We start from the raw sequence: 23735 nt of genomic DNA, 5'->3' as shown, positions 1-23735 counted from the left end.
CGGGAAGTGGGCTCGCTTTATTGATCCAGTTCATTATAAGGCAGGGGCGTTTTTGAGGCACTGATAGACAAGTGAACAACAGGTGTGGAAGCGGTGACAATATTGATCGATATCAGGGAGTAACGAAGTGTCGCTTTCCTGCTTCGCCTGAATATGTTCCCGTGTAGAAATTTCTTGTCCTTGCACATCAGTATTGCTACGATTCAATGCAGTGCCTGATATATCCGCACTATATCCATGATTTTTCAATAGTTCCCCACGCGGGCGTTCAAAGCCGTTCCGACATTTCAGGAACGCAGAAGTAGCAGAGAGGGAGTGCGCTCGTGATCAGTCTAGGTTCCTTGTTCGGACAGAAGAGCCCGCCATTGGTCGGACTCGATATCAGTACGTCCGGCGTGCGCCTGGTCGAGTTGTCCGACGGCGGCAAGGGCGAATTGCGGCTCGAACGCCATGCGGCCGAACCGCTGCCGCGCGGCGCGGTCGTCGACGGCAACATCGAGAATATCGAAGCGGTGTCGGACGCGGTGCGCCGCGTCGTGCAGAAGAGCGGCACCCGCATCAAGCACGTGGCGCTCGGCATGCCGCCGGCCGCCGTCATCACCAAGAAAATCATCCTGCCTGCCGGCCTGCCGGAAGACCAGCTCGAAGTGCAGGTCGAATCCGAGGCCAGCCAGTATATCCCGTTCGCGCTGGACGAGGTCAGCCTCGACTTCGACGTGATCGGGCCGGCCGCCAACTCGCCCGAGGACATGGAAGTGATGCTGGCCGCCGCGCGCCGCGAAAAGGTCGAGGATCGCGTCGCCATCGCCGAAGCGGCGGGGCTGACGGCCACCGTGATGGACATCGAATCGTATGCCGCGCGCGCCGCGCTGCAGCGCCTGCTCGACGAGGACAACGGCCCGAAGGACCGCATCGTCGCGCTGTTCCAGATCGGCGCCCAGGCCACCCACGTCTCGGTGCTGCAGAACGGCGAGACCGTCTACGAACGCGAGCAGCCGTTCGGCGGCGTGCAGCTGACCCAGGACATCGTGCGCGCCTACGGCCTCTCGTTCGAGGAAGCGGAAACGCGCAAGAAGGCGGGCGACCTGCCGGACAATTATCGCGCCGACCTGCTGGCGCCGTGGCTGGAGAACGCCGCGCTGGAAGTCACGCGCGCGATCCAGTTCTTCTACACGTCGACGCCGTACACGCGCATCGACCAGATCTGCCTCGCGGGCGGCAGCGCCCAGCTGGCCGGCCTGCCCGACATCATCGCGGGCCGCACGCGCATCGCGACCTCCGTCGTGGCGCCGTTCCACGGCATGCAACTGGGCGCCGGCGTGCGCGAGCAGCAGTTGCGCAACGACGCACCCGGTTATCTCGTTGCCTGCGGCCTGGCGTTGCGGAGGTTCGGCTGATGATCCGCATTAACCTGCTCCCGCACCGGGAAGCGAAGCGCAAGCAGAAGCAGACCGCGTTCGCCGCGCTGCTGGCCCTGGGCGGCGTCGCCGGCGCCGCGCTCGTGCTGCTCGTGGGCGGCTACAACGCGAGCCGTATCGCGGTCCACAACGAACGCAACCTGGTGCTCAAGAACGCCAACGCGGAACTGGACAAGAAGATCAGCAAGATCGCCAGCCTGAAGTCCGAGATCGAGGGCCTGAAGGCGCGCCAGCAGGCCGTCGAGGACTTGCAGGGCGACCGCAACCAGCCCGTCTACCTGCTCGACGAACTGGTGCGCCAGACGCCGGAGGGCGTGTACCTCAAGGGCTTCAAGCAGGACGGCCAGCGCGTGATGCTGAACGGTTACGCGCAGTCGCAGGAGCGCGTGGCGGAATTGCTGCGCAACCTGTCCGGCAACTCGCCGTGGCTCGAGCGTCCGGATCTGACCGAGGTGCGCGCCGCCACGCTCGCGCAGAGCAAGACCGGACGCAAGGTCGTCGAATTCACGTTGAACGTCGCGATCAAGCGCGCCCGCCAGAACGACGACGACGGCAAGCCGGGCACCACGAAAAAGAGCGCGAACGCCGCGACCACGGCAGGCACCAAGTCATGAACATCGATCTGAAACAGTCTTTCGCCGACCTGGCGGCCCAGTTCGAGGGCCTGCAGGGACGCCATCCGGGCCTGTGGCCGCTGGCGCCGCGCCTGTTGTGCGCGGCCGCCGTGATGGTCGCTGTCATGGGCCTCGGCTACTTCTTTTACTGGAGCGGCCAGTTCGAGGAACAGGACGCCCTCGCCGCGCAGGAACTCAAGCTGCGCGACGACTACAAGATCAAGATGGCGCAGGCCATCAACCTGGACGCGCTGGAAGCCCAGCAGCAGCAGGTGAACCTCTACGTCGAGCGCCTCGAAAAGCAGTTGCCGAGCAAGGCCGAGATGGCGGCGCTGCTGTCCGACATCAACCAGGCCGGCATCGGGCGCGGCCTGCAGTTCGAGCTGTTCAAGCCGGGCCAGGTCGTCGTCAGGGATTACTATGCCGAGCTACCGATCGACATCAAGGTCACGGGCCACTACCACGACATCGGCGAGTTCGCGGCCGACATGGCCAAGATGCCGCGCATCGTCACCCTGAACAACCTGGCCCTCACGGCCGGCAAGGACGGCACGCTGTCGCTGGACGCCATCGCCAAGACTTTCCGCTACCTCGACCAGGATGAACTGGACGCGCAGGCGAAGGCGCGCAAGACCAAGAAGAACGGCAAGGGCGGCAAGGGGAGCAAGGCATGAGCGCGCGCATCGTGATGGGGATGGCGCTGGCGTCCGCGCTGCTGGCCGGCTGCGGCGATTCCGACGTGCGCGAGGTGCGCGACTGGATGGAACAGGTGAAGCACGACACCCACCCGACCGTGAAGCCGCTGCCCGCGCCCAAGGATTTTCTGCCCTACGCCTATGGCGCGAAGGATGCCGTCGACCCGTTCGACCCGAACAAGCTGCTGGGCGAGCTGGCCCGCACGGCGGCGACCTCGAACAACCCGAACCAGCCGGACCTGCAGCGGCCGCGCGAGCTGCTGGAGACCTTCCCGCTCGACACCATGCAGATGGTCGGCACGATGGAAAAAGGCGGCACCCGCTATGCGCTGCTGCAGGTGGACCGCTCGCTGTATCAGGTGAAGACGGGCCAGCGCATCGGCCAGAATTTCGGCGTCGTCACGCACGTGGGCGAGGACGCCATCGACATCCGTGAAGTGGTGCAGGACGCCGCCGGAGAATGGTCCGGCCGCGAGGCGAAGCTGGAGCTGCAAACCAAGGAGAACCATAAATGACCCGATTCCTTTCCGTCGCCGGCGGACTGCTGCTGGCGCTGGCCGCGGCGGGCGCCTGGGCCCAGGACAACGCGATCGAGTCGATCAGCGCCAACCAGCAGGGCGGCAACGTCGTCATCAAAGTGGCCATGAAGGAGGCGCCGAAGCAGCCGCCGATCGGCTTCTCGATCACCAATCCGGCCCGCATCGCCCTCGATTTCGGCGCCACCGCCAACGCCACCGGCAAGACCGCCCAGGACATCAACCTGGGCGACGTGCGCGGCGTGAACGTGGTGCAGGCGGGCACGCGCACGCGCCTCGTGCTGAACCTCAAGCGCGTGCTGAACTACGCCGCCGCCGTCGACGGCAAGGACGTCATCGTCACCGTCGAAGGCTCGGGCGCGCCCGCGCGTGCGGTCGACGCGTCCGGCCAGCCGGCGGTCGCGGCCACCGCCGCGCCCGTCGCGTCGCAACTGCTGCGCGACCTCGATTTCCGTCGCGGCAGCAATGGCGAAGGCCGCATCGTCGTCGACCTACCGAACGGCCAGGTCGCCGTCGACGTGCGCCAGGTCGGGACGCAGATCCTCGTCGACTTCCTCAAGACCGGCGTGCCGCCCTCGCTGCGCCGCCGCCTGGACGTGACCGACTTCGGCACGCCAGTGTCGCGCATCACGACGACGCCGCAGGGAGAGAACACGCACATGGTCGTGGACACCCAGGGCAACTGGGAGCAGAGCGTCTACCAGAGCGACACCCAGCTCGTCATCGACGTCAAGCCCGTGAAGGAAGACCCGAACCGTCCGGCCGGCGGCGCCGGCGGCACGGGCTACCGGGGCGAGAAGCTGTCGTTCAACTTCCAGAACGTCGAGGTGCGCCAGGCGTTGCAGGCGATCGCCGACATCTCGGGCCTGAACATCATCACGAGCGACTCCGTCACCGGCAACCTCACGCTGCGCCTGAAGGACGTGCCGTGGGACCAGGCGCTCGACGTCGTCCTGCAGGCCAAGGGCCTGGACATGCGCAAGAACGGCAACGTGCTGTGGATCGCGCCCAAGGAAGAATTGCTGACCAAGGAAAAGCTGGAGCTCGAACAGCGCGCCCAGATCTCCGAACTGGAGCCGCTGCACTCCGAGATCTTCCAGCTGAACTACCAGAAGGCGGAAGCGTTCCGCACCGTGTTCGGCCTGGACCAGACGGGCAGCGCGAGCAGCGACGGCAGCGGCAAGAACCGCGTGCTGTCCAAGCGCGGCAGCGCCATCATCGATCCGCGCACGAACCAGCTGTTCGTGACCGACATCGCCTCCAAGATCGAGGACATCCGCAAACTGATCCAGAAGACCGACGTCGCGACCAAGCAGGTGCTCGTCGAAGCGCGCCTCGTGGAAGCGAACGACGGCTTCTCGCGCAACCTCGGCGCCAAGCTCGGTTTCGCCGACCTGCGCAACCTGCGTGGCGGCGATTCGGGCTACCAGGTCAACGGCAACCAGCGCGTGGCGATCGGCGGCAACCTGACGGGCGTGGGCCAGATCACGGGCCAGACCCCGGACAAGGGCGACGGCTATACCAACAGCACGCTGGTCAACCTGCCGGCGTCCGGCATCAACGGCGTGACCGCGCCGACGATCGCGTTCTCGCTGTTCTCCTCGGCCGCGAACCGCTTCCTCAACCTGGAACTGTCGGCGCTGGAAGCGGACGGCAAGGGCAAGATCATCTCCAGCCCGCGCGTCGTCACCGAAGACAACGTCCCGGCCATCATCGAGCAGGGCGTCGAACTGCCGTACCAGCAGGCCACCAGCAGCGGTGCCACGTCGGTCACGTTCAAGAAGGCGAACCTCAAGCTGGAAGTCACGCCGCAGATCACGCCGGACGGCAACGTCGTGCTGGACGTGGACGTCGCCAAGGATTCGAAGGGCGAGTCGACCACGGCGGGCTTCGCCATCAACACCCAGCACGTGAAGACGAAGGTGATGGTCGAAAACGGCGGCACGGTGGTGCTGGGCGGTATCTACCAGATGACCGAGACCCACAACGACAGCAAGGTGCCGCTGTTCGGCGACATCCCCGTCGTGGGCAACCTGTTCAAGTCGACGTCGCGCGAGAACACCAAGACCGAGCTGCTCGTCTTCATCACGCCGAAGATCGTGGCCGAGCGCGTGCAGAACGGCCATTGACAGAACCATCCATAACAGCAAACACATGAAGAATTCCACGACTGAATCCGCCGCGCGCCACGGCGTGCGCGCGGCCGGCCTGATGATGGCCATGGTGTTGACCGCATGCGGCGGCGGCGGCGGCAATCCCGGGACGGTGAGCGGCGGTACGGGCTCCGGCAGCACGGGCACCGGCACCGGCACGGGCACCACCGCGACCGCGGCGCCGTCCGTCACCTTGGGCTTCACGAATGCCGCCGGCGCCTCGTCCACCGCGCTCACCGGCGCCACGCCGCTGACCGTCAAGGCCACCGTGCTGGATGCCGGCAAGAAGCCGGTCCCGAACGCGATCGTGACCTTCGCCACCGACAATGCGCTGGCCGTGTTCTCGCCCACCGCCGGCACCGCGCTCACGGACGTCAATGGTGTCGCGACCATCTCCATGCGCGCCGCCAGCCTGGCCGCCGGCGGCGCGGGCACCGTGACCGCCACGTCGAACGTGGCCGGCACGACCGCGACCGGCACCGCCAACTATTCGGTCGGCGCCACGACGCTGACCTTCGGCACCCTGAGCGCCAGCCCCGCCAGCATCCAGGCCTATGGCTCGACCGTGCTGTCCGTCGACGTGTTGAACGGATCGAGCAAGTACACCGACCAGCAGGTCAACGTCAGCTTCAGCTCCGCCTGCGTCACGGCCGGCAAGGCGACGCTGGCCGCGACCGTGCCGACCAATAACGGCACCGTCCAGACGGTGTACCGCGACAAGGGCTGCGCCAACAACGATACGATCACCGTGTCGGCCGCCGGTGTCGCCAAGTCGGCGTCGGCCACGCTGACGATCGCCCCACCGGCCGCCGCGTCGGTGCAGTTCGTCGGCGCGTCGCCCACCAACCAGTCGATCGTGATCCAGGGCCAGGGCGGCAACGGCCGCACCGAGACGGCCACGCTGACGTTCAAGGTCGTCGACATCTTCGGCAACCCGCTCGCCGGCAAGCAGGTGAATTTCACGACGGCCTCGACGTCCGTCAAGATCAACAAGGCGAGCGATACGACCGACGCCACCGGCCAGGTCGTGACCACCGTGAATTCGGGCAGCGTGCCCACGTCGTTCCGCGTCCAGGCCACGCTGCCGGGCACCGCCACCAACGGCGGCGCCGACATCTCGACCTTGTCCGACTCGATCGTCGTGACGACGGGCCTGCCGGTGCAGCGCGCGTTCTCGCTGAGCTCCGGCTCGTTCAACGTCGAGGGCTGGACCCTGGACAATCCGTCGGCCACGAACGTGCAGGTGATGCTGGCCGACGCCTTCGGCAACCCGGTCCCGGACGGCACGCCGGTCGTGTTCCAGACGAATATGGGCGCCATCGGCTCGTCCGACAAGGGCGGCTGCAATACCGTCAACGGCGTGTGCTCGGTTGCGTTCCGCACGCAGGCGCCGCGGGCGGCGACGCCGGGCCTGCCGGCCACGCCGTGCAATGCCGTGACGCCGGACGCGACCCGCGCCGGCCTGGCCACGATCTGCGCCAGCTCGACGGACGGCACCAACACCGTGTTCGACAAGACGGCCATCTTCTTCAGCGGCAGCAGCGTGAAGTACGTGTACATGGACGGCAGCACGACGCCGCTGGACCTGAGCAAGCCCGTCGACCTCGGCGCCATCAGCGGCAGCGCGACCAAGGTGTTTGCACTGCAGCTGAACGACCTCAACAACAACCCGATGCCGGCCGGTTCCAAGGTCGAGATCACGAGCATGCTCAACGGCAACGCCGCCCCGGTGATGCCCGGCACCGTGCCGAATATCGCGCCGCATTCGAACGTCAACGTGGACGATCCGACCGGGATGACGGTCGGCGCCGACCCGCAGGGCTCCACGCACGTGTTCAGTATTTCGAGCACGAATCCGACCCAATGCTCGCCGGCCCAGGCCTCGTTCAACGTGTCGGTTACCACGCCTTCTGGCTTGGCGACCATTATTCCGTTTAAACTGTCGTTCACCTGCCCGTAAGTTTTCTTAGGGGATGCCCGATTGCAACAGAACGGCCAGGGCATACCTGGCCGTTTTTATTTGAACTCGTACACGTGTCTGACTGTAAGAACAACAACATCTTCCTCGTCGGCCTGATGGGAGCCGGCAAGACCACCATCGGCCGGCTGCTGGCGCGGCGCCTGGACCTGACCTTCATCGATTCCGACCACGAGATCGAGGCGCGCACCGGCGCCACGATTCCGTGGATCTTCGAGATCGAAGGGGAGGCCAGCTTCCGCCGCCGCGAAGCCGACGTGATCCGCGAGTTGACGTCCCAGAACGGCATCGTGCTGGCCACCGGCGGCGGCGCCGTGCTGAACCCGGCCAGCCGCGCGCTGCTGGCCGAGCGGGGTACCGTGATCTACCTGCGCGCCAGCGTGTCCAGCATCCTGCAGCGCACGGCGCACGACAAGAATCGTCCGCTGCTGCAGACGGCCGACCCGCGCCGCAAACTCGAGGACCTGACCGAGCAGCGCGAGCCGCTGTACCGCGAGATCGCCGACATCGTCATCGATACGGGCCGACCTAACGTACAATCGATGGTTCAGACCATTCTGGACCAGATCGACGCCAGAAGCGCCGCGCACGAACGGTCCAAGGCAAAACCGACAATGAACGAACAGACATGCATTTCCCTTAACGTCGAGCTGGGCGACCGCAGCTATCCGATTGCGATCGGACGCGGCCTGCTGGACGATTCCTCCCTTTTACAGCGCCACATCGGCGGCGGCGGCAAGGTGGCCATCGTCACCAACACGACCGTCGCCCCGCTGTACCTGGAAAAGGTCGCGGCGCCGCTGCGCGCGGCCGGGCGCGAGGTCGTGCCCATCATCCTGCGCGACGGCGAGGAATATAAAACCTGGGAGAGCCTGAACGAGGTGTTCGACGCGCTGCTCGCCAATAAATGCGACCGCAAGACGACGCTCGTCGCGCTGGGCGGCGGCGTGATCGGCGACATGACGGGCTTCGCCGCCGCCACGTACATGCGCGGCGTGCCGTTCGTGCAGATCCCGACGACGCTGCTCGCGCAGGTCGATTCGTCCGTGGGCGGCAAGACCGGCATCAACCACCCGCTGGGCAAGAACATGATCGGCGCGTTCTACCAGCCGCGCGCCGTCATCGCCGACACCGCGACGCTCGACACGCTGCCTGCGCGCGAACTGTCGGCCGGCCTGGCGGAAGTCATCAAGCACGGCGCCATCCTCGACGCCGGCTTCTTCGACTGGATCGAGGCCAACATCGCCCAGCTGATGGCACGCGACCACGCGGCGCTCGCGCACGCGATCGCGCGCTCGTGCGAAATCAAGTCCGACGTCGTCGCGCGCGACGAACGCGAAGGCGGCCTGCGCGCCGTGCTGAATTTCGGCCACACCTTCGGCCACGCGATCGAGTCCGGCCTGGGCTATGGCGAATGGCTGCACGGCGAGGCCGTCGGCTGCGGCATGGTGATGGCGGCCGACCTGTCGCGCCGCCTGGGCCTGATCGACGCCGCCGCGCTCGAGCGCGTGCGCGCGCTGGTGCAAGCGGCCGGGCTGCCCGTGGTGGCGCCGGACCTGGGCGTCGAGCGCTGGATCGAGCTGATGGAAGTCGACAAGAAGAACGAGGGCGGCGCGATCAAGTTCATCCTCCTGAAGCCGCTGGGCAGCCCGAGCATCACGAACGCCCCGCGCGAGCTGCTGGAAGCCACGTTGGCGGCCTCGGTCGGTACACCTTCGCGATGATCGACTTCGACGCCCACCTGGCTCCTTACGCGGCGCAGTCGTCGAAGAGCCGTGGGCGTCGCCACCAGGAAGCCGCGCCGGGGTCGCGCAGCGAGTTCCAGCGCGACCGCGACCGCATCATCCACTCGACCGCGTTCCGCCGGCTCGAATATAAGACCCAGGTCTTCCTCAATCACGAGGGCGACCTGTTCCGCACCCGCCTCACGCACTCGATCGAAGTGGCCCAGATCGCGCGCACGCTGGCGCGCAGCCTGCGCCTGAACGAGGACCTGGTCGAAGCGACGGCCCTCGCGCACGATCTCGGCCACACGCCGTTCGGCCACGTCGGCCAGGACGTGCTGAACGACTGCATGAAGGACCATGGCGGCTTCGAGCACAACCTGCAAAGCCTGCGCGTCGTCGATCACCTCGAAGAGCACTACGGCGCCTTCGACGGCCTGAACCTGACGTTCGAGACGCGCGAAGGCATCCTGAAACACTGCTCGCTGGCGAACGCGCGCCAGCTGGGCGACCTCGGCCAGCGCTTCATCGACAGGACGCAACCGAGCCTGGAAGCGCAGCTGACGAACCTCGCCGACGAAATCGCCTACAACAACCACGACATCGACGACGGCCTGCGTTCGGGCCTGTTGACGATGAAGCAGATGGAAGAGGTGGACCTGTTCGCGCGCCTGCACCGCGAGGTGGTGCGGCAGTACCCCGGCCTGCCGGGCCGGCGCGAGCTGTACGAGACGATCCGCCTGATGATCACGGCGATGACGGCCGACCTGGCCGCGACGTCGGCCGACCTGCTGGCGGACGCCGCGCCGCACAGCATCGAGGACGTGCGCGCGGGGCCGCCGCTGATCCGCTTTTCGCCGGCGATGCGTGCGGAGACGACGGCCCTGAAACGCTTCCTGCATGCGAACCTGTACCGCCACTACCAGGTGAACCGCATGCGCGTGAAGGCGAGCCGCGTCGTGCACGAGCTGTTCGATGCCTTCCTGACCGATCCCGTGCTGCTGCCGCCGGATTACCAGGTGGCGCCAAGCGACGCGATGAAGCAGGCACGCAAGATTGCCGATTACATCGCCGGGATGACGGATCGGTATGCGATCAAGGAACACCGGCGCATCTATTCGCTCGATACGTTCTGATGCTTACTCGCTGCGCGCGAACACGCGCAGGCGGTGCCCATCCGGATCGGCGGCCGTGAACGTATAACCGAAATCCATCCGTGTCGGCGCCTGCAGGATGCGCACGCCGCTGTCGCGCCATTTGCCGTGCAGCGCATCGACCTCGGCATCGTCCCCGACGCGGAACGCGAGTTCGCTGCCGCTGCCGTGGAAGTCGGCGGCCGGTTCGGCGGCGGACTTCGCCCACAGGCCCAGGATGCGCCCGTTTTCCAGCATGAACAGGACAAAGGTGGGCGAGGCTTCGACGTGCTGGGTGTCCAGCAGCGTGGCATACAGGCGTGCGCTCGCGTGCGGATCGGCGACGTAGAGGATCGTATAGGTTGGGGTCAGCATGGTGGTTCTCCTTGGCTGGTTGACAGTGCGGCCAGTGTAGGGAGCTCCCGTGTCAATTCCTGTCAGTAGCCGACAATTCGGGGTCAGAGCCCGGTGTTAGCTGAACAGCGACGGCGCTGCCAGTTGTCCCAGCAGCTTCTTGATCGGCGCCGGGAGCGGCGCGTCGGCGCTGGCCGCCAGGTCCCACCACACGTGGCCCGCCGGCGTCGCGCCGCGCACGTGCAGGCCGATGCGGTACGGCTGGATGTGCAGGCGGTAGTGGGTAAAGCCGTGCACCAGCGGCAGCAGCGGTTCCACGTCGGCGACGTTGCCGAATTCGCCGGCGGCGCCGGCCAGCGTCGGTGCGGACACGTCGTCCGCCTCATCCAGCGCCACGTGGCCGTCGTATTCCGGCAGTGACAACAAGCCGCCCCAGATGCCGGAGTCCGGCCGCTGCTGCAGCAGCACCTGGCCGTTGTCGACGATGGCCAGCATCAGCGCGCGCCGTTCCGGCGTCGCCTTTTTCGGTTTCGGCACGGGCAGGACGGACGTGCGGTCGGTGGCGAACGCCACGCAGCGCGCCTGCAGCGGACAGCGGCCGCAATCCGGCTTGCCGCGCGTGCACAGCGTGGCGCCCAGGTCCATCAGGCCCTGCGTATAGGCTTCGATGCCGTCGCCTTCCGGCAGCAGGGCATCGGCGCGGCGCCACAGCGCGTCTTCCACCGGCTTGATGCCGGGGTAGTCGTCGATGCCGAACACGCGCGCGAACACGCGTTTCACGTTGCCGTCCAAGATCGCGGCGCGCACGCCGCTGGAAAACGCGGCGATGGCGGCGGCGGTCGAGCGGCCGATGCCGGGCAGGTCGGCCAGCAGCGCCGGGTCGCTCGGGAACACGCCGCCGTAGTCCGCGACGATGCGCTTGGCGCACGCGTGCAGGTTGCGCGCCCGCGTGTAGTAACCGAGGCCGCTCCAGTGGGCCATCACGTCTTCCGATGGTGCCGCGGCGAGGTCGTGCACGGTCGGGAAACGCTCCAGGAAGCGTGCGTAATACCCCAGCACCGCGGTCACCTGCGTCTGCTGCAGCATGATTTCGGAGAGCCAGATGCGGTAGGCGTCGCGCGTGTTCTGCCAGGGCAGGGCGTGGCGGCCATGGGCGCGCTGCCAGGCTATGACGGCGCGCGCAAAGCTCGGGTCGGACAGGGTTTCGGTGTCGGTGCTGCGTTTCATGAAGTGGCTGATCTGCCGTCAGGCGGCTTGCAGTTCGGGCAGGTCGGCGCGCAGCGCATCGGCAACGGCGTCGGACAGACTCGCCAGCCGCGCCTTGACCTGCTCCAGGTCGTGTTGGGCCGCCTCGAAGGCGGTGATTTTCTGTTCCAGGCTTTCGGTGGCGTCCAGGATGCGCTGGATCGACGCCTGGCGGTGGCGCAGCTGGTCGCGGTGCTGGCGGATCTGCGCTTCGAGCGGCGCATTGACCACTTTCAGCCACGCCTCCACGTCGCCGTTCGCCTCGCGGAACGCGAATTTTACACGCGACGCGATGGAATCGAAAAAGCGTTCGAGCAGCGTGCCGCGGCTCGTGATGAGCAGCGCCGCGGTGCCGAACTGCTTGAGGTAGATGGCTTCGATGGCGTCGATGTCGCGGCGGTAGCGTTCCAGCGACAGCGTGGCCGGCAGCGCCAGCGCGAGACCGTGCTCGGTGGAGAAGCGGCGCACCATCGACTCCATCATCGCGGCGATCTCGGCGATCTTGGCGGCGGCGGCATCCAGGCTGGCGCGCACCTGCTCGAAGAACACGCGTACCGGCGCGCGCATGCCGGTGGAAAAGCGCGCGGCTTCCATCGCGGCGCGCACGGCGTCGACGTGGTCCTGCACGACGTCCATGCCGATGCTGGAATACAGATCCGTCGACAAGGTCGTGAACACGGCGCGCGTGCCCTGCAGCTTGAACAGGCTGGCGTCGAATTCCTTCTTTTCCATCTCGACGCGGCGCATCATGTGGGTGATCACGCCCTGGTTCTTGCCGCGCAGGCCTTGCAGTTCCTGCAGCTGCTCGACGAGGTCGCGCCCGCGCGCGGCGAGCAGCGCGGCCTGGGCGCCCGTCAAGGTCGCGAGGTCGTCCTGCAGCTGGCGGCGCAGGATGTCCTGGCGCGCCGGGATCAGTTCGTGGAACAGCGCCGATTCCAGCGCGCCCACGCGGCTCTTTTCGAACAGCCCGAGGTCGCCCGTGATCTTGCCCACGAGGGCCTTCTGCGCGGAGACGGGGAACACCTGCGTGTCCGCCACGCCCAGCAGGCGCGCCGCGTCGTGCTGCTGGCGCGCGATGGCGGCGTCGTTGTCCTGCGCGCTGCGCAGTTCGTCCCACAGCGCGTCGATCTTGTTCAGCACGACGATGCGGCCCGGGCCGGCGTTGATGTGCGTGCGCCAGACGTCGATGTCGCTCTTCGTGACGCCCGTCTCGGCGGCCAGGATGAACAGCACGGCGTGCGCGTTCGGGATCAGGTTCAGGGTCAGCTCGGGTTCCGTGCCGATCGCGTTCAGGCCCGGCGTGTCGAGGATCACGAGGCCTTGCCGCAGCAGCGGATGCGGCACGTTGATCAGCGCGTGGCGCCAGCGCGGGATCTCGACGAGGCCGTCGGCGCCCAGCGTGGCGGCGAGGTCGGGGTCGTCGGGATCGTACAGGCCGTAGCGCTGGGCATCGGCGGGGCTGACGCGGCGCGTCAGGCTCACCTGTAAAAAGCACTCGTGCATGCGTTCGGGCGCCGACAGGTCCAGCGGCAGCGTGGTCCAGGCGCCGGGCACGTCGCGATAATCGCCCGTCGCCAGGCGCTCGGCGCGCGTCTCGATGGGCAGCAGGCGGATGCAGGGCGCCAGCGCGGGGTCCCAGGCGAATTCGGTCGGGCACATCGTCGTGCGGCCGGGGCTCGACGGCACGATGCGCTGGCCGTAGTCGGCAAAGAAGATGGCGTTGATCAGCTCGGATTTACCGCGCGAGAACTCGGCCACGAACGCGACCGACAGCCGGGCGTCGCACAGCCGCGCGAGCGCGCGCGCGACGCGCTGTTCCGCCGCGCCGTCCAGCAGCTCGGCCGCCCGGGCCCAGCCGCGATATTGTTCCAGCGCCTGGGCGACCCGCGCGCGCCAGTCGGCATACTGTTGTAGATCCTGCATAGTGGTGCGTCCCGTCGCCTCGTCGATGACCTTACCGTTGGCAGACCGCGCAATAGAACGTGGACCGCTGGCCCTGCTTGATCTGGCGGACCGGCGTGCCACAGTTGCGGCAAGGCACTCCTGCACGATCATAGACGAAATATGTCTGCTGGAAGTAGCCCGACTGGCCATTTACGGCAATAAAGTCACGCAGCGTGCTGCCGCCCTGCACGATGGCGGCCGCGAGGATGTCGCGGATGGCTTCGGCCAGCTTGTCGTAGCGGGCCCGGCTGATCTTGCCGGCCGCCGTCTTCGGGTTGATGCCGGCGCGAAACAGGCTCTCGCAGGCGTAGATATTGCCGACGCCGACGACGATGTCGCCGGCCAGCAGGACCTGCTTGACCGGTGCGCTGCGCTTGCGCGTGGCCTGATGCAGCAGGGCGCCGGAAAACTTGTCTTCGAGCGGTTCGACGCCCAGGCCGCGCAACAGCACGTGCTGCTCCAGCTCGCCGTCGTCGTGACCATGCCAGAGCACGGCGCCGAAGCGGCGCGGATCGTGCAGGCGCAGCACGCGCCGACCTTCCGGACCGCGCACGACGAGGTCGAAGTGGTCGTGCTTTTTCAGTTCGACGCCTTCCGGCAGCACGCGCAGGTGGCCGGACATGCCCAGGTGGACGATCAGCGTGCCATGTTCGAAATTCAACAGCAAATACTTGCCGCGCCGGCCGGTGCCGAGAATGCGGCGGCCCACGAGCAGCTCGCGCAGATTCGGGGGAAACGGCCAGCGCAGGCCTTCGCGGCGCAGCACGACGTCGTCGACGATGCGGTCGTCCAGGTGCGGGGCGACGCCTCGTCGCGTAACTTCGACTTCTGGTAATTCAGGCATGAATCGTCTCGCTTAAAAATGGCCAGGACGTCGTTGCAGCTCCTTGCCGTGCTACAGCACTGTCTGCGTCGCTGCGCCTGGCCCTGACCATATTGAAGCGATCCTTTGAAATGAGAGGAATGTAAATTCGTGTTGCAGCGGCGCACGCGCTTCGGGTGCATGGCGTAGAATCGGACAATCTCGACGACGTGGGACTTGCCTTGAAAAACGCTTTCGCCATTGTAACTCTCTCCGCACTGCTGTCGGCCTGCGCCGTGGCGCCCAAGCAGCGGCCGGCACAGGACGTGTCCGACCAGCCGCTCGCCGCCGCCGAGGCGCGGGACCATCCCGACGCCGGCAAGACGAAAGAGGGCGAGCAAGCCGATGAGAAGCTCCCCAACGTCAACATGACCCCGGCCATGATGGCCCAGCTGATGCAGGCCGAGATGGCATTCAAGAACGGGGACTGGCAAGGCCCGTACCTGACGATGATGAGCCTGGCCCAGCAGACGAAGGACCCGCGCCTGGCCAAGCGCGCCGCCGAGATGGCGCTGTCCGCCAAGCAGGCCGACGACGCGCTCGCCGCCGTCAAGCTGTGGCGCCAGTACGCGCCGGACTCCGAAGAGGCCAGCCAGTACTATCTGGGGTTGATCATCCTGTCCGACAACCTCGGCGAGGCCGAAAGTATTTTGAAGCAGCGCCTGGCGGAGGCGACCCCGGCCGCGCGCGGCCTCGTGATGTTCCAGATGCAGCAATTGCTGCTGCGCGCCAAGGACAAGGACGCCGCCGTCGCCATGCTCGAGCGCCTCGTCGCGCCGTACGGCAACCTGATGGAAGCGCACGTCGTGCTGGCCCAGGCCGCGCTGGCGAAAAACGACAAGGCGGCGGCCCGCCGCGAAGCCCAGGCCGCCCTGCAGATCAAGCCCGACTCCGAGATCGCCGCGCTGACGGTGGCCCAGGTCAGCGAGGACGAGGGCGGCGCCATCAAGGTGCTGAAGGATTTCCTCGCCGCCCATCCCGAGGCGCGCGAAGTGCGCTCGGCCTATGCGCGCCTGCTCGTCAACGAAAAGCAGTACGAGGCCGCGCGCCAGGAATTCCTCACGCTCGACAAGGCCCAGCCCGACAACCCCGGCACCTTGTACGCGCTGGGCATCCTGTCGATGCAGATGAACGATCGTCCGGCCGCGGAAAAATATTTCAGCCGCTTCGTCGACCTGATGGACAAGGCGCCTGAGGACGAGCGCGACCCGTCCAAGGCCGTGATGATCCTGTCCCAGCTGGCCGAGGAACGGGGCGATTACAAGGCCGCGGCCGATTGGCTCGACCGGCTCGACAGCGAAGATCCCAAGGTCCAGTTCGGTGCCCAGCTGCGCCGTGCCCAGCTGACGGCCAAGCAGGGCGACGTCGCCGGCGCGCGCAAGCTGCTCTCCACGCTGAAGACGGACGACAAGACGGAGCAGGCGCAGGTCGTGCTCGTCGACGCCCAGATCCTGCGCGACGCGGGCAAGGCCAAGGAAGCGTTCAAGCTGATGGCGCAGGGCGTCAAGCGCTTCCCGGACAATATGGATTTCCTGTACGACTATGCCCTGATGGCCGAAAAGATGGGCAAGACGGCCGTGATGGAAAAATCGCTGCGCAAGGTCATCGCCAAGTCGCCGGACAATATGCAGGCCTACAATGCGCTCGGCTATTCGCTGGCCGACCGCAACGTGCGTCTCCGGGAAGCCCACCGGCTCATCGACAAGGCCCTGAAAATGGCCCCGAACGACCCGTTCATCCTGGACAGCATGGGCTGGGTGCAATATCGGATGGGTAAGCTGGACGATGCCGAAGCCCATCTGCGCAAGGCTTATACGCTGCGCAACGATCCGGAAATCGCGGTCCACCTGGGCGAGGTCTTGTGGAAGAAGGGACAGAAGGACGATGCCCGCAAGCTGTGGCGCGAAGCCCAGGCCAAGGACCCGAAGAACGATGCGCTGAAGAGCACGCTCGCGCGCCTGCACCAGACTCTGTGAAATAATGACAATGGACGGACGCTGCGGCGTCCGTCAGTCCATCCTGTTCACTGATTGATTCCATGCCGATGCACCGTCTTTCCCGTTTCGCTTGCGCAGTCGCCTGCGCCGCCGCCCTGGCCGGATGCGCCACCACCAGCAACGTCCCGCTCGCCAACCCGGCCGCCCAGGTGGGCGCCTACCGCGACACGATCGACCTGAACGGCCGGCTGGCCGCGAATTACTCGAAAGACGGCCAGCCGCAATCGATCAACGGCAATTTCACGTGGGTACAGCGCCCGGGCCGCATCGACGTGTCGCTGTTCTCGCCGCTGGGCCAGACGGTCGCCGAGATCACGGTCACGCCCGGGACCGCGACGCTGACCCAGTCCGGCCGCCAGCCGCGCGTGGAAAAAGACATCGACACGCTGACCGCGAAAGCGCTCGGCTGGACCCTGCCCGTGAGCGGCCTGCGCGACTGGCTGCAGGGCTATGCCGTCGCTGCCGGCGGCAAGCGTTTTATCGCGTCGCCCGCGCACGACAGTGTCGTCACGAACGATGGCTGGCGCCTGCGTTTCGTGGAATGGCAGAATGGTCCGCAGGGCGCGCCGATGCCGCGCCGCATCGATGCCGAGCGCAGCACGACGGCCGTCGGCGATGCGCTGACGATCCGCATCGTCATCGATCCGGTGGCGTGACATGGGGGCGACGTTTCTGCACGATTGTCCGGCGCCGGCCAAGCTGAACCTGTTCCTGCACGTCGTCGGCCGCCGGCCGGACGGCTACCACCTGCTGCAATCGGTGTTCCAGCTCATCGACCGCAGCGACACCTTGCACTTCGACCTGCGCGACGACGACCGCGTCAATCGCACCACGGACGTGCCCGGTGTGCCGGAAGAGCAGGACCTGATCGTGCGCGCCCTGCGCGCGCTGCAGGCGGACTACGCACGCCGCCACGGCCGCCTGCCGCGGGGCATCGATGTCGCGGTCGAGAAACGCCTGCCGATGGGCGGCGGACTCGGCGGCGGCTCGTCCGATGCGGCGACGGCATTGATGGCCGCCAATCACTTGTGGCAGGCCGGGCTGACGGATGCCGAGCTGATCGCGCTGGGCCTGCCGCTGGGCGCCGACATCCCGTTCTTCCTGTTCGGCGAGACGGCGTTCGCGGAGGGTGTGGGCGAGGCCTTGCAGGCCGTGCCGGGGCCGGATTGCTGGTACATCGTCATCGAGCCCGGCGTCGCCGTGCCTACTGTCGGGATTTTTACGGCCCCCGATTTGACAAGAGACACGAAAGCCATCACAATATCGGACTTTTCCAGACGACATGTCGAATCGAAGGATTTGATTGGCTTCGGAAAGAATGATTTGCAGGACGTGGCAGCCCGCCTGTTCCCGCCGGTAGCAGAGGCGATCGAATGGTTGGGTGGTTACGGGGCGGCCAGGATGACTGGTTCCGGATCGTGCGTGTTTTGCGCGTTTTCCACAGAGCAAGAAGCTGAACAGGTACTGAGGCAGGTGCCGGCGAAGTGGAGAGCGTGGAAAGCCATGGCGCTGCAGCGACATCCGATGAAATCGCTCTTGCAAACCCATGAGTTGTAGAATAAAATTTTGCCTGTCGACGCATTTGACGATATAATAATCAAGTGCAGCGACGAGCTGTAAGTTTCAGTGTAGGGGAATCGCCAAGCTGGTTAAGGCACCGGATTTTGATTCCGGCATACCAAGGTTCGAATCCTTGTTCCCCTGCCAAAGTTTCTTTGCCTGAGCTGACGATGACGAGTGCTCCAGCAGGCAGATAAAAATGGAGCCGCCAATGAGCGGCTCATTTTTTTTTGTGGTTCAACGTTAATCATCCGACGATTAGCGGCTTTTCAAGTTCTTCTTTCAACGCTTACATCTCTGGGACTCCCATGGCTTACGAAAACCTGATGGTTTTTACCGGCAATGCCAATCCGGCGCTAGCAGAAGGGGTCGCAAAAAACCTCGGCATTCCTCTCGGCAAAGCAGTCGTTTCGAAGTTCTCCGACGGCGAAGTAATGGTCGAAATCAATGAGAACGTTCGCGGCAAGGACGTGTTCGTTCTGCAATCGACCTGCGCACCGACCAACGACAGCCTGATGGAAATCATGCTGATGGTCGACGCGCTCAAGCGCGCATCGGCAGGCCGCATCACCGCGGCGATTCCTTACTTCGGCTATGCCCGCCAGGACCGCCGTCCGCGTTCCGCGCGCGTCGCGATCTCGGCCAAGGTCGTTGCCAACATGCTCCAGGAAGCGGGCGTCGAGCGCGTCCTGATCATGGACTTGCACGCCGACCAGATCCAGGGATTCTTCGATATTCCGGTCGATAACATCTACGCATCGCCGCTGCTGCTGGGCGACCTGCAGAAGCGCAACTACGACGACCTGCTCGTCGTGTCGCCGGACGTCGGCGGCGTGGTGCGCGCCCGTGCGCTGGCCAAGCGCCTCGGCTGCGACCTGGCGATCATCGACAAGCGTCGTCCGAAGGCGAACGTGTCGGAAGTCATGAACATCATCGGTGAAGTCGAAGGCCGCAACTGCGTGATCATGGACGACATGGTCGACACCGCCGGCACGCTGACCAAGGCCGCCGAAGTGCTGAAAGAGCGTGGCGCGAAGAAAGTCGTCGCGTACTGCACGCACCCGGTGCTGTCCGGCCCGGCGATCGAGCGTATCGCGAATTCGCCGCTGGACGAACTGGTCGTCACCGACACGATCCCGCTGAGCCCGGCTGCCCAGGCTTGCGGCAAGATCCGTCAGCTGACCTGCGCACCGCTGCTGGCCGAGACGTTCAAGCGTATCGTCAAGGGCGATTCGGTCATTTCGCTGTTCGTCGATTAATTTCGCGGAAAGCGTGGTGGGCTCGGGGAGCCCACCCTACGTGTCGAACGCCGTTTGGTGGGCACCAATCGCATGAGTAATCCGTAAAACACGGCGCGCAAGGCAAAAAGCCGGCGCGCCGTTGACGCATCGAGCTGTACAGAATTTCTTGAGCGTGCGCGAGCGCGCTCTTTATCGATGTCCCTGGTCGCGGGGACATCACAACCCGGGCAACCGGGCCGGCATGTGCCGGCATTCGGGCCCACACTTGGAGTAACACCATGAAAGTAGTCGCATTTGCACGCACTCAGCAGGGGACCGGAGCGAGCCGCCGCCTGCGCAACGCCGGCCAGACCCCGGGCATCATCTACGGTGGCGCAGCTGCCCCGGAACTGATCGCCCTGGATGGCAACGCGTTGTACCACGCGCTCAAGAAAGAAGCTTTCCACGGTTCGATCCTGGATCTGGAACTGGACGGCAAGGCGCAGAAAGTCCTGCTGCGCGACTTCCAGATGCACGCATACAAGCAACTGGTCCTGCACGCTGACTTCCAGCGCGTCGATGCTTCGCAGCCGATCCACACCAAGATCGCCCTGCACTTCATCAACGCCGACATCTCGCCGGCAGTCAAGCTGAGCGGCGCCATCGTGTCGCACGTGCTGAACGAGCTGGACGTGTCCTGCCTGCCGGGCCAACTGCCGGAATTCATCACCGTCGACCTGTCGACGCTGGAAGCCGGCCAGTCGATCCACGTGTCGCAGCTGAACCTGCCGGAAGGCGTGACCGTCGTCGCCCACGGCCAGGACCAGACCGTCGCCACGTCGTCGATCCCGCGCGGCGCCGCAACGGCCGAAGTCGCTGCAGAGTAATTCCTGCGCTGGCCGCCGGCTCGTCCGGAGGATCGCATCAAACCCGTCGCGACGCGAGTCCGGCGGGTTTTTTGTTGTCCGGTGTTTTAGATGAGCCCCAGGGTCAGCGCCTTGAGCGTGGCCGCGGCGCGCGTCGAACATGCGAGCTTGCGGAAGATGCTTTCCACGTGCGTGCGCACGGTCGACGGGCTGATCTGCATGCTCCGCGCCGCTTCCTTGTTGCTCTCGCCCAGGCTGATGCGGCGCAGGACTTCGACCTCGCGTTCCGACAGCACGTTCTTGCGCGGTGCGGCGGCCTGCGCCGCACCACCGGCCGCCGCACCGCTCGCCGCCGCACCGCCGGCCGCAGGAGCGCCGGCCGCCGGAGCGCCGGCCGCAGCGATCACGCAGCGCACGGCGGCCGCATCGAAGGCGCCGGCCTGCTCTGCCAGCACACGTGCGGCTTCATGCGGGGCATGGGCCGGACGCCAAGGACGCGGCATGCACAGCGCCACGTAAGCGCACGCGGCCGCCAGCAGGCGGTGCGGCAGGCCGAGCGCATCGGCATTCAGGTTGCGGAAATAGCCGCTGCCGTCCAGCCGCTCGTACGCGTGCGATGCCAGCGCGGCCTCGAGACGCAGCGACGGGATCTGGACGCCGGCCCGCGCGGTCCAGTACGGCACGAGGCGGATTTTTTCCCAGTCGGCGGCGCTGAGCCGGCCATCCCGTTCCCATACCGTGTTCGGCACGGCCGCACGTCCGATGCCGTGGATGAGCGCGGCGCGGCCCAGGCATTGCCGTTGGACCGGCGACAAGTCGGCGTGCGCGGCGGCCGATTCCGCCAGCGCGGCCACCTTGCGCGAATAGCCCGCCAGCCAGGGCAGCTTCAGCTCGATCATGTCGGCGACGATGCTCAAGGGCACCTGCCGCGTCAGCAGCGGGGCGTCCGCGGCGGGTGCCGGCGCGTCCAGCTCGTCCAGCCAGGCCCGGGCGTGACCGGTGAGCATGCGCACGAGCGCCGCCGGATACTTGCGGTCGGCCATGCCGGCGATCATCCGCAGCGCATCCGCCAGGCCGTGCGTGCGCGCGAGGATCTCGAGGTCGCCGGCCAGGCTCGTGTAATAGACGACGGTCGGGATGGCCGGCCCGCTCAACCGTTCCGGCAAGCCATTGCCGTCGTAATGTTCCCAGACGTGGCGCAGGCCGGCCTCGACTTCCACCGGCAGACCCAGCAGGCCGGCGATGTCGCCCGACACCTCGCAATGGATGCGCGCCAGCGGCGTCACGCTCGTGACGGTCAGCGGGTGGTTCGGCGGCAGCGTGTGCGTGAGCATCGCGTCGCGTCCGCCGACGTCGTCGCCGAGCAGTGTGGCGAAGCCGGACGCGTTGGCCGTGCAGCCGGACCAGCGCAGCAGCGCCACGAGCCGCGCGTGGGCACAGGCATCGGGCGCGGCGCCGTCCGCGTGCGCGAGGCGCGCGGCCAGGCGCGCGGCGCGGATCGAGCCGTCGGTCGGCTGGCCCATGGAGAGGTCGCCGACGAGGGCCAGGGCCTGGACGGCGTCCTCGACGGTGACGGTGTTGTCGATTTGCATGCCGGTACTGTAGTGACAATGACGCGTGCCGGCAAGCCGCGCCTGGTCTTTCGACAGGCGCCGGGGTCGGTCGATCGACCGATACTCCTGCCGGAGGCGATTCCCTACACTGGCTTCCATCGACAACCCGACAACGAACCACAAGGAGCCATCATGAAAGCATCGATTTCCACCACCCTGCGCACCCTGGCCGCCGCGGCTGCCATCGCCGCCGCCGGCACCGGTGCCGCGCAAGCCGCCACCGCCGCCGCGCAACCGTCCGTCGTCATCGTCCACGGCGCGTTCGCCGACGGTTCCGACTGGGCCAAGGTGATCCCGCTGCTGCAGGCCAAGGGCGTCAAAGTCACGGCCGTGCAGAACAGCCTGACGTCGCTGGCCGACGACGTGGCCGCGACGAAACGCGCGATCGACAACCAGCCCGGCAAGGTCGTGCTGGTCGGCCACTCCTGGGGCGGCACCGTGATCACGGAAGCGGGCGCCGGCGACAAGGTCGCGAGCCTCGTCTACGTGGCCGCCTTCGCGCCGAACGCCGGCCAGGCCACCAGCGACCTCGGCAAGGACCTGCCCCCGGCGCCGGGCATCATGAAGCTGACGGTCGACAAGTTCGGCTTCGCCAGCCTGTCGCCGGCCGCGTTGCAAGAGAATTTCGCCCAGGACGTACCTGCCGAGCACGCCGCCGTGATGGCTGCCACGCAAGGCCCGATCGCCGTGAAGGCGTTCGGCGAAAAGACGACGGTCGCGGCCTGGAAGAACCATCCGAGCTGGTACATCGTCAGCAAGAACGACCGCATGATCCAGCCCGACCTGGAGCGCGCGTTCGCCAAAACCATCGGCGCGAAGACGACGGAGCTGCCGACCAGCCACGTGCCGCAGCAGTCGCGTCCGGCGGACGTCGCCCGGGTGATTCTGGAGGCGGTGGCGGCCAGCCGGTAATCAGGAAATCAACGGCAAATCAACGGCAAATCAGCGGCAAATCAGCGGTAACTCAGCGGCAAACCGGCGGCAAACCGGCGGCAATCCGGCGGTAAGCCAGCGGTAAACCAGCGGCGGCCGCAGCCCGGCCGCCGCGCGTGCGCTTATCCGGCCGATCAGTGCACGCGCGTTTTACGCGAGAACCTACAATCGCGTTTACGGCGGAATCAATAATCGCGGTGTACGCGAGAATCAAGCGTCGCGTTTTCCGTGAGAATCAAGACCCGCGTTTTACGCGATAATCGAGGTTTTACGCATCGATTGCTGTTTATGCACATCCGCCTGATCGTCGGCCTCGGCAACCCCGGCCCGGAATATGAACAAACCCGTCACAACGCCGGCTTCTGGCTGGTCGACAACCTCGCCAACTCCTTGCCCGGCTGCCATTTGCAGCGCGAGTCGCGTTTCAACGCCATGGTCGCTAAGACATCGATCGCAGGCAAGGACGTCTGGCTGCTCGAACCGCTGACCTTCATGAACCGGTCCGGCCAGTCGGTGGGCGGACTGGCGCGTTTCTTCAAGGTCGGACCGGAAGAGATCCTCGTCGTGCACGACGAGCTCGACCTGCCGCCGGGCGCCGCCAAGCTCAAGCGCGGCGGTTCCTCGGGCGGCCACAACGGCCTCAAGGACATCACGGCCGCGCTCGGCACGCAGGACTACTGGCGCCTGCGCCTCGGCATCGGCCATCCGCGCACGCTGAACCTGCAGCAGGCCGTGGCCGACTTCGTGCTGCACCGCCCGCGCCGCGAAGAGCAGACGCTGATCGAAGAAGCCATCGACAAGAGCCTGCGCATCATCCCGATGGTGTGCGAGGGCAAGATGAACGCCGCGACGATGCAGCTGCACACGGACTGACGCGCCGCGCGTCCGCC

Annotated in this window: 20 protein-coding genes and 1 tRNA gene; 16 read left to right on the top strand and 5 right to left on the bottom strand. The window is 66.3% G+C overall.

Going from position 1 to position 23735, the window contains the following annotated elements; all coding sequences use genetic code 11:
* Window positions 1-323 precede the first annotated feature (323 nt).
* From U9J41_RS08800 to U9J41_RS08765, 8 genes are all read left to right on the top strand, one after another.
* Entirely contained in the window at window positions 324-1397 is a 1074-nt protein-coding gene (locus tag U9J41_RS08800) for a pilus assembly protein PilM (RefSeq protein WP_322401835.1), read from the top strand.
* On the top strand, window positions 1397-2032 hold the full coding sequence (locus U9J41_RS08795) for a PilN domain-containing protein (RefSeq protein WP_322401834.1): 636 nt from the start codon (window positions 1397-1399) through the stop codon (window positions 2030-2032). Before U9J41_RS08800 ends, U9J41_RS08795 begins: the two co-directional genes overlap by 1 nt.
* Entirely contained in the window at window positions 2029-2706 is a 678-nt protein-coding gene (locus U9J41_RS08790; protein ID WP_322401833.1) for a type IV pilus inner membrane component PilO, read from the top strand. The genes U9J41_RS08795 and U9J41_RS08790 overlap by 4 nt, the downstream gene beginning before the upstream one ends.
* Window positions 2703-3242 carry a pilus assembly protein PilP gene (locus U9J41_RS08785; RefSeq protein ID WP_322401832.1) on the top strand — a complete coding sequence of 180 codons (540 nt, stop codon included), beginning with the start codon at window positions 2703-2705 and terminating at the stop codon, window positions 3240-3242. The genes U9J41_RS08790 and U9J41_RS08785 overlap by 4 nt, the downstream gene beginning before the upstream one ends.
* Window positions 3239-5392, top strand: a complete 2154-nt coding sequence (locus U9J41_RS08780; protein WP_322401831.1) for a type IV pilus secretin PilQ — start codon at window positions 3239-3241, stop codon at window positions 5390-5392. Before U9J41_RS08785 ends, U9J41_RS08780 begins: the two co-directional genes overlap by 4 nt.
* A gap of 25 nt (window positions 5393-5417) precedes the next feature.
* Window positions 5418-7376, top strand: coding sequence for an Ig-like domain-containing protein (locus tag U9J41_RS08775; RefSeq protein ID WP_322401830.1), 1959 nt, complete (start codon window positions 5418-5420; stop codon window positions 7374-7376).
* Between the two features lie 116 nt (window positions 7377-7492).
* On the top strand, window positions 7493-9118 hold the full coding sequence (gene aroKB / locus U9J41_RS08770; RefSeq protein ID WP_425260204.1) for a bifunctional shikimate kinase/3-dehydroquinate synthase AroKB: 1626 nt from the start codon (window positions 7493-7495) through the stop codon (window positions 9116-9118).
* The gene (locus U9J41_RS08765; protein ID WP_322401828.1) at window positions 9115-10254 is read left to right on the top strand and encodes a deoxyguanosinetriphosphate triphosphohydrolase; all 1140 of its coding nucleotides are present in this window, start codon (window positions 9115-9117) and stop codon (window positions 10252-10254) included. Before aroKB ends, U9J41_RS08765 begins: the two co-directional genes overlap by 4 nt.
* A 3-nt stretch (window positions 10255-10257) precedes the next feature.
* On the opposite strand, the gene U9J41_RS08760 is transcribed toward U9J41_RS08765, so the two are convergent.
* From U9J41_RS08760 to mutM, 4 genes are all read right to left on the bottom strand, one after another.
* Window positions 10258-10626, bottom strand: a complete 369-nt coding sequence (locus tag U9J41_RS08760) for a VOC family protein (protein ID WP_322401827.1) — start codon at window positions 10624-10626, stop codon at window positions 10258-10260.
* A gap of 96 nt (window positions 10627-10722) precedes the next feature.
* Window positions 10723-11832 carry an A/G-specific adenine glycosylase gene (gene mutY / locus U9J41_RS08755; protein WP_322401826.1) on the bottom strand — a complete coding sequence of 370 codons (1110 nt, stop codon included), beginning with the start codon at window positions 11830-11832 and terminating at the stop codon, window positions 10723-10725.
* A gap of 18 nt (window positions 11833-11850) precedes the next feature.
* A complete protein-coding gene (locus U9J41_RS08750) occupies window positions 11851-13773 on the bottom strand; it encodes a dynamin family protein (RefSeq protein WP_322401825.1) in 1923 nt (640 codons plus the stop codon).
* 31 nt (window positions 13774-13804) lie between these two features.
* Window positions 13805-14638: a bifunctional DNA-formamidopyrimidine glycosylase/DNA-(apurinic or apyrimidinic site) lyase gene (gene mutM / locus U9J41_RS08745; RefSeq protein WP_322401824.1), complete on the bottom strand. Its 834-nt coding sequence runs from the start codon at window positions 14636-14638 to the stop codon at window positions 13805-13807.
* Window positions 14639-14838: 200 nt separating this feature from the next.
* On the opposite strand from mutM, the gene U9J41_RS08740 reads away from it, so the two are divergent.
* The 6 genes from U9J41_RS08740 (at window position 14839) to U9J41_RS08715 (ending at window position 20320) form a co-directional block, all read left to right on the top strand.
* Entirely contained in the window at window positions 14839-16632 is a 1794-nt protein-coding gene (locus U9J41_RS08740; RefSeq protein WP_322401823.1) for a tetratricopeptide repeat protein, read from the top strand.
* A 62-nt stretch (window positions 16633-16694) separates the two neighbouring features.
* A complete protein-coding gene (locus tag U9J41_RS08735; RefSeq protein WP_322401822.1) occupies window positions 16695-17309 on the top strand; it encodes an outer membrane lipoprotein LolB in 615 nt (204 codons plus the stop codon).
* 1 nt (window position 17310) lies between these two features.
* Window positions 17311-18210 carry a 4-(cytidine 5'-diphospho)-2-C-methyl-D-erythritol kinase gene (ispE, locus tag U9J41_RS08730; protein WP_322401821.1) on the top strand — a complete coding sequence of 300 codons (900 nt, stop codon included), beginning with the start codon at window positions 17311-17313 and terminating at the stop codon, window positions 18208-18210.
* A 73-nt stretch (window positions 18211-18283) separates the two neighbouring features.
* Window positions 18284-18360: transfer RNA gene (locus tag U9J41_RS08725), tRNA-Gln, on the top strand.
* A 161-nt stretch (window positions 18361-18521) separates the two neighbouring features.
* Window positions 18522-19472 carry a ribose-phosphate pyrophosphokinase gene (locus tag U9J41_RS08720; protein ID WP_056126570.1) on the top strand — a complete coding sequence of 317 codons (951 nt, stop codon included), beginning with the start codon at window positions 18522-18524 and terminating at the stop codon, window positions 19470-19472.
* A gap of 260 nt (window positions 19473-19732) precedes the next feature.
* Window positions 19733-20320 (top strand): 50S ribosomal protein L25/general stress protein Ctc, encoded by a 588-nt coding sequence (locus tag U9J41_RS08715; protein WP_322401820.1) that lies wholly within the window; start codon window positions 19733-19735, stop codon window positions 20318-20320.
* Window positions 20321-20406: 86 nt separating this feature from the next.
* Here the strand turns inward: U9J41_RS08715 and U9J41_RS08710 are convergent, their stop codons facing one another.
* Window positions 20407-21891 carry an HD domain-containing phosphohydrolase gene (locus tag U9J41_RS08710; RefSeq protein ID WP_322401819.1) on the bottom strand — a complete coding sequence of 495 codons (1485 nt, stop codon included), beginning with the start codon at window positions 21889-21891 and terminating at the stop codon, window positions 20407-20409.
* 153 nt (window positions 21892-22044) lie between these two features.
* Between U9J41_RS08710 and U9J41_RS08705 the strand changes: the two genes are divergently transcribed.
* Together U9J41_RS08705 and pth are read left to right on the top strand one after the other, a co-directional pair.
* Entirely contained in the window at window positions 22045-22824 is a 780-nt protein-coding gene (locus tag U9J41_RS08705; protein WP_322401818.1) for an alpha/beta fold hydrolase, read from the top strand.
* 309 nt (window positions 22825-23133) lie between these two features.
* The gene (pth, locus tag U9J41_RS08700; protein ID WP_322401817.1) at window positions 23134-23718 is read left to right on the top strand and encodes an aminoacyl-tRNA hydrolase; all 585 of its coding nucleotides are present in this window, start codon (window positions 23134-23136) and stop codon (window positions 23716-23718) included.
* The last annotated feature ends 17 nt before the right edge of the window (window positions 23719-23735 follow it).

Origin of the sequence: Massilia luteola, assembly GCF_034420155.1 — a bacterium.
GTDB lineage: Bacteria > Pseudomonadota > Gammaproteobacteria > Burkholderiales > Burkholderiaceae_D > Telluria > Telluria luteola.
This window is presented reverse-complemented; position numbering and strand designations above follow the sequence as displayed.

Bases quoted from the DNA above. Each gene is read 5' to 3' on its own strand.
- ispE (WP_322401821.1), top strand. From the start codon at position 17,311: ATGGGGGCGACGTTTCTGCACGATTGTCCGGCGCCGGCCAAGCTGAAC.
- U9J41_RS08715 (WP_322401820.1), top strand. From the start codon at position 19,733: ATGAAAGTAGTCGCATTTGCACGCACTCAGCAGGGGACCGGAGCGAGC.
- aroKB (WP_425260204.1), top strand. From the start codon at position 7,493: ATGGGAGCCGGCAAGACCACCATCGGCCGGCTGCTGGCGCGGCGCCTG.
- U9J41_RS08795 (WP_322401834.1), top strand. From the start codon at position 1,397: ATGATCCGCATTAACCTGCTCCCGCACCGGGAAGCGAAGCGCAAGCAG.
- U9J41_RS08735 (WP_322401822.1), top strand. From the start codon at position 16,695: ATGCCGATGCACCGTCTTTCCCGTTTCGCTTGCGCAGTCGCCTGCGCC.
- mutY (WP_322401826.1), bottom strand. From the start codon at position 11,832: ATGAAACGCAGCACCGACACCGAAACCCTGTCCGACCCGAGCTTTGCG.
- U9J41_RS08775 (WP_322401830.1), top strand. From the start codon at position 5,418: ATGAAGAATTCCACGACTGAATCCGCCGCGCGCCACGGCGTGCGCGCG.
- mutM (WP_322401824.1), bottom strand. From the start codon at position 14,638: ATGCCTGAATTACCAGAAGTCGAAGTTACGCGACGAGGCGTCGCCCCG.
- pth (WP_322401817.1), top strand. From the start codon at position 23,134: ATGCACATCCGCCTGATCGTCGGCCTCGGCAACCCCGGCCCGGAATAT.
- U9J41_RS08750 (WP_322401825.1), bottom strand. From the start codon at position 13,773: ATGCAGGATCTACAACAGTATGCCGACTGGCGCGCGCGGGTCGCCCAG.
- U9J41_RS08720 (WP_056126570.1), top strand. From the start codon at position 18,522: ATGGCTTACGAAAACCTGATGGTTTTTACCGGCAATGCCAATCCGGCG.
- U9J41_RS08710 (WP_322401819.1), bottom strand. From the start codon at position 21,891: ATGCAAATCGACAACACCGTCACCGTCGAGGACGCCGTCCAGGCCCTG.
- U9J41_RS08780 (WP_322401831.1), top strand. From the start codon at position 3,239: ATGACCCGATTCCTTTCCGTCGCCGGCGGACTGCTGCTGGCGCTGGCC.
- U9J41_RS08790 (WP_322401833.1), top strand. From the start codon at position 2,029: ATGAACATCGATCTGAAACAGTCTTTCGCCGACCTGGCGGCCCAGTTC.
- U9J41_RS08785 (WP_322401832.1), top strand. From the start codon at position 2,703: ATGAGCGCGCGCATCGTGATGGGGATGGCGCTGGCGTCCGCGCTGCTG.
- U9J41_RS08705 (WP_322401818.1), top strand. From the start codon at position 22,045: ATGAAAGCATCGATTTCCACCACCCTGCGCACCCTGGCCGCCGCGGCT.
- U9J41_RS08760 (WP_322401827.1), bottom strand. From the start codon at position 10,626: ATGCTGACCCCAACCTATACGATCCTCTACGTCGCCGATCCGCACGCG.
- U9J41_RS08765 (WP_322401828.1), top strand. From the start codon at position 9,115: ATGATCGACTTCGACGCCCACCTGGCTCCTTACGCGGCGCAGTCGTCG.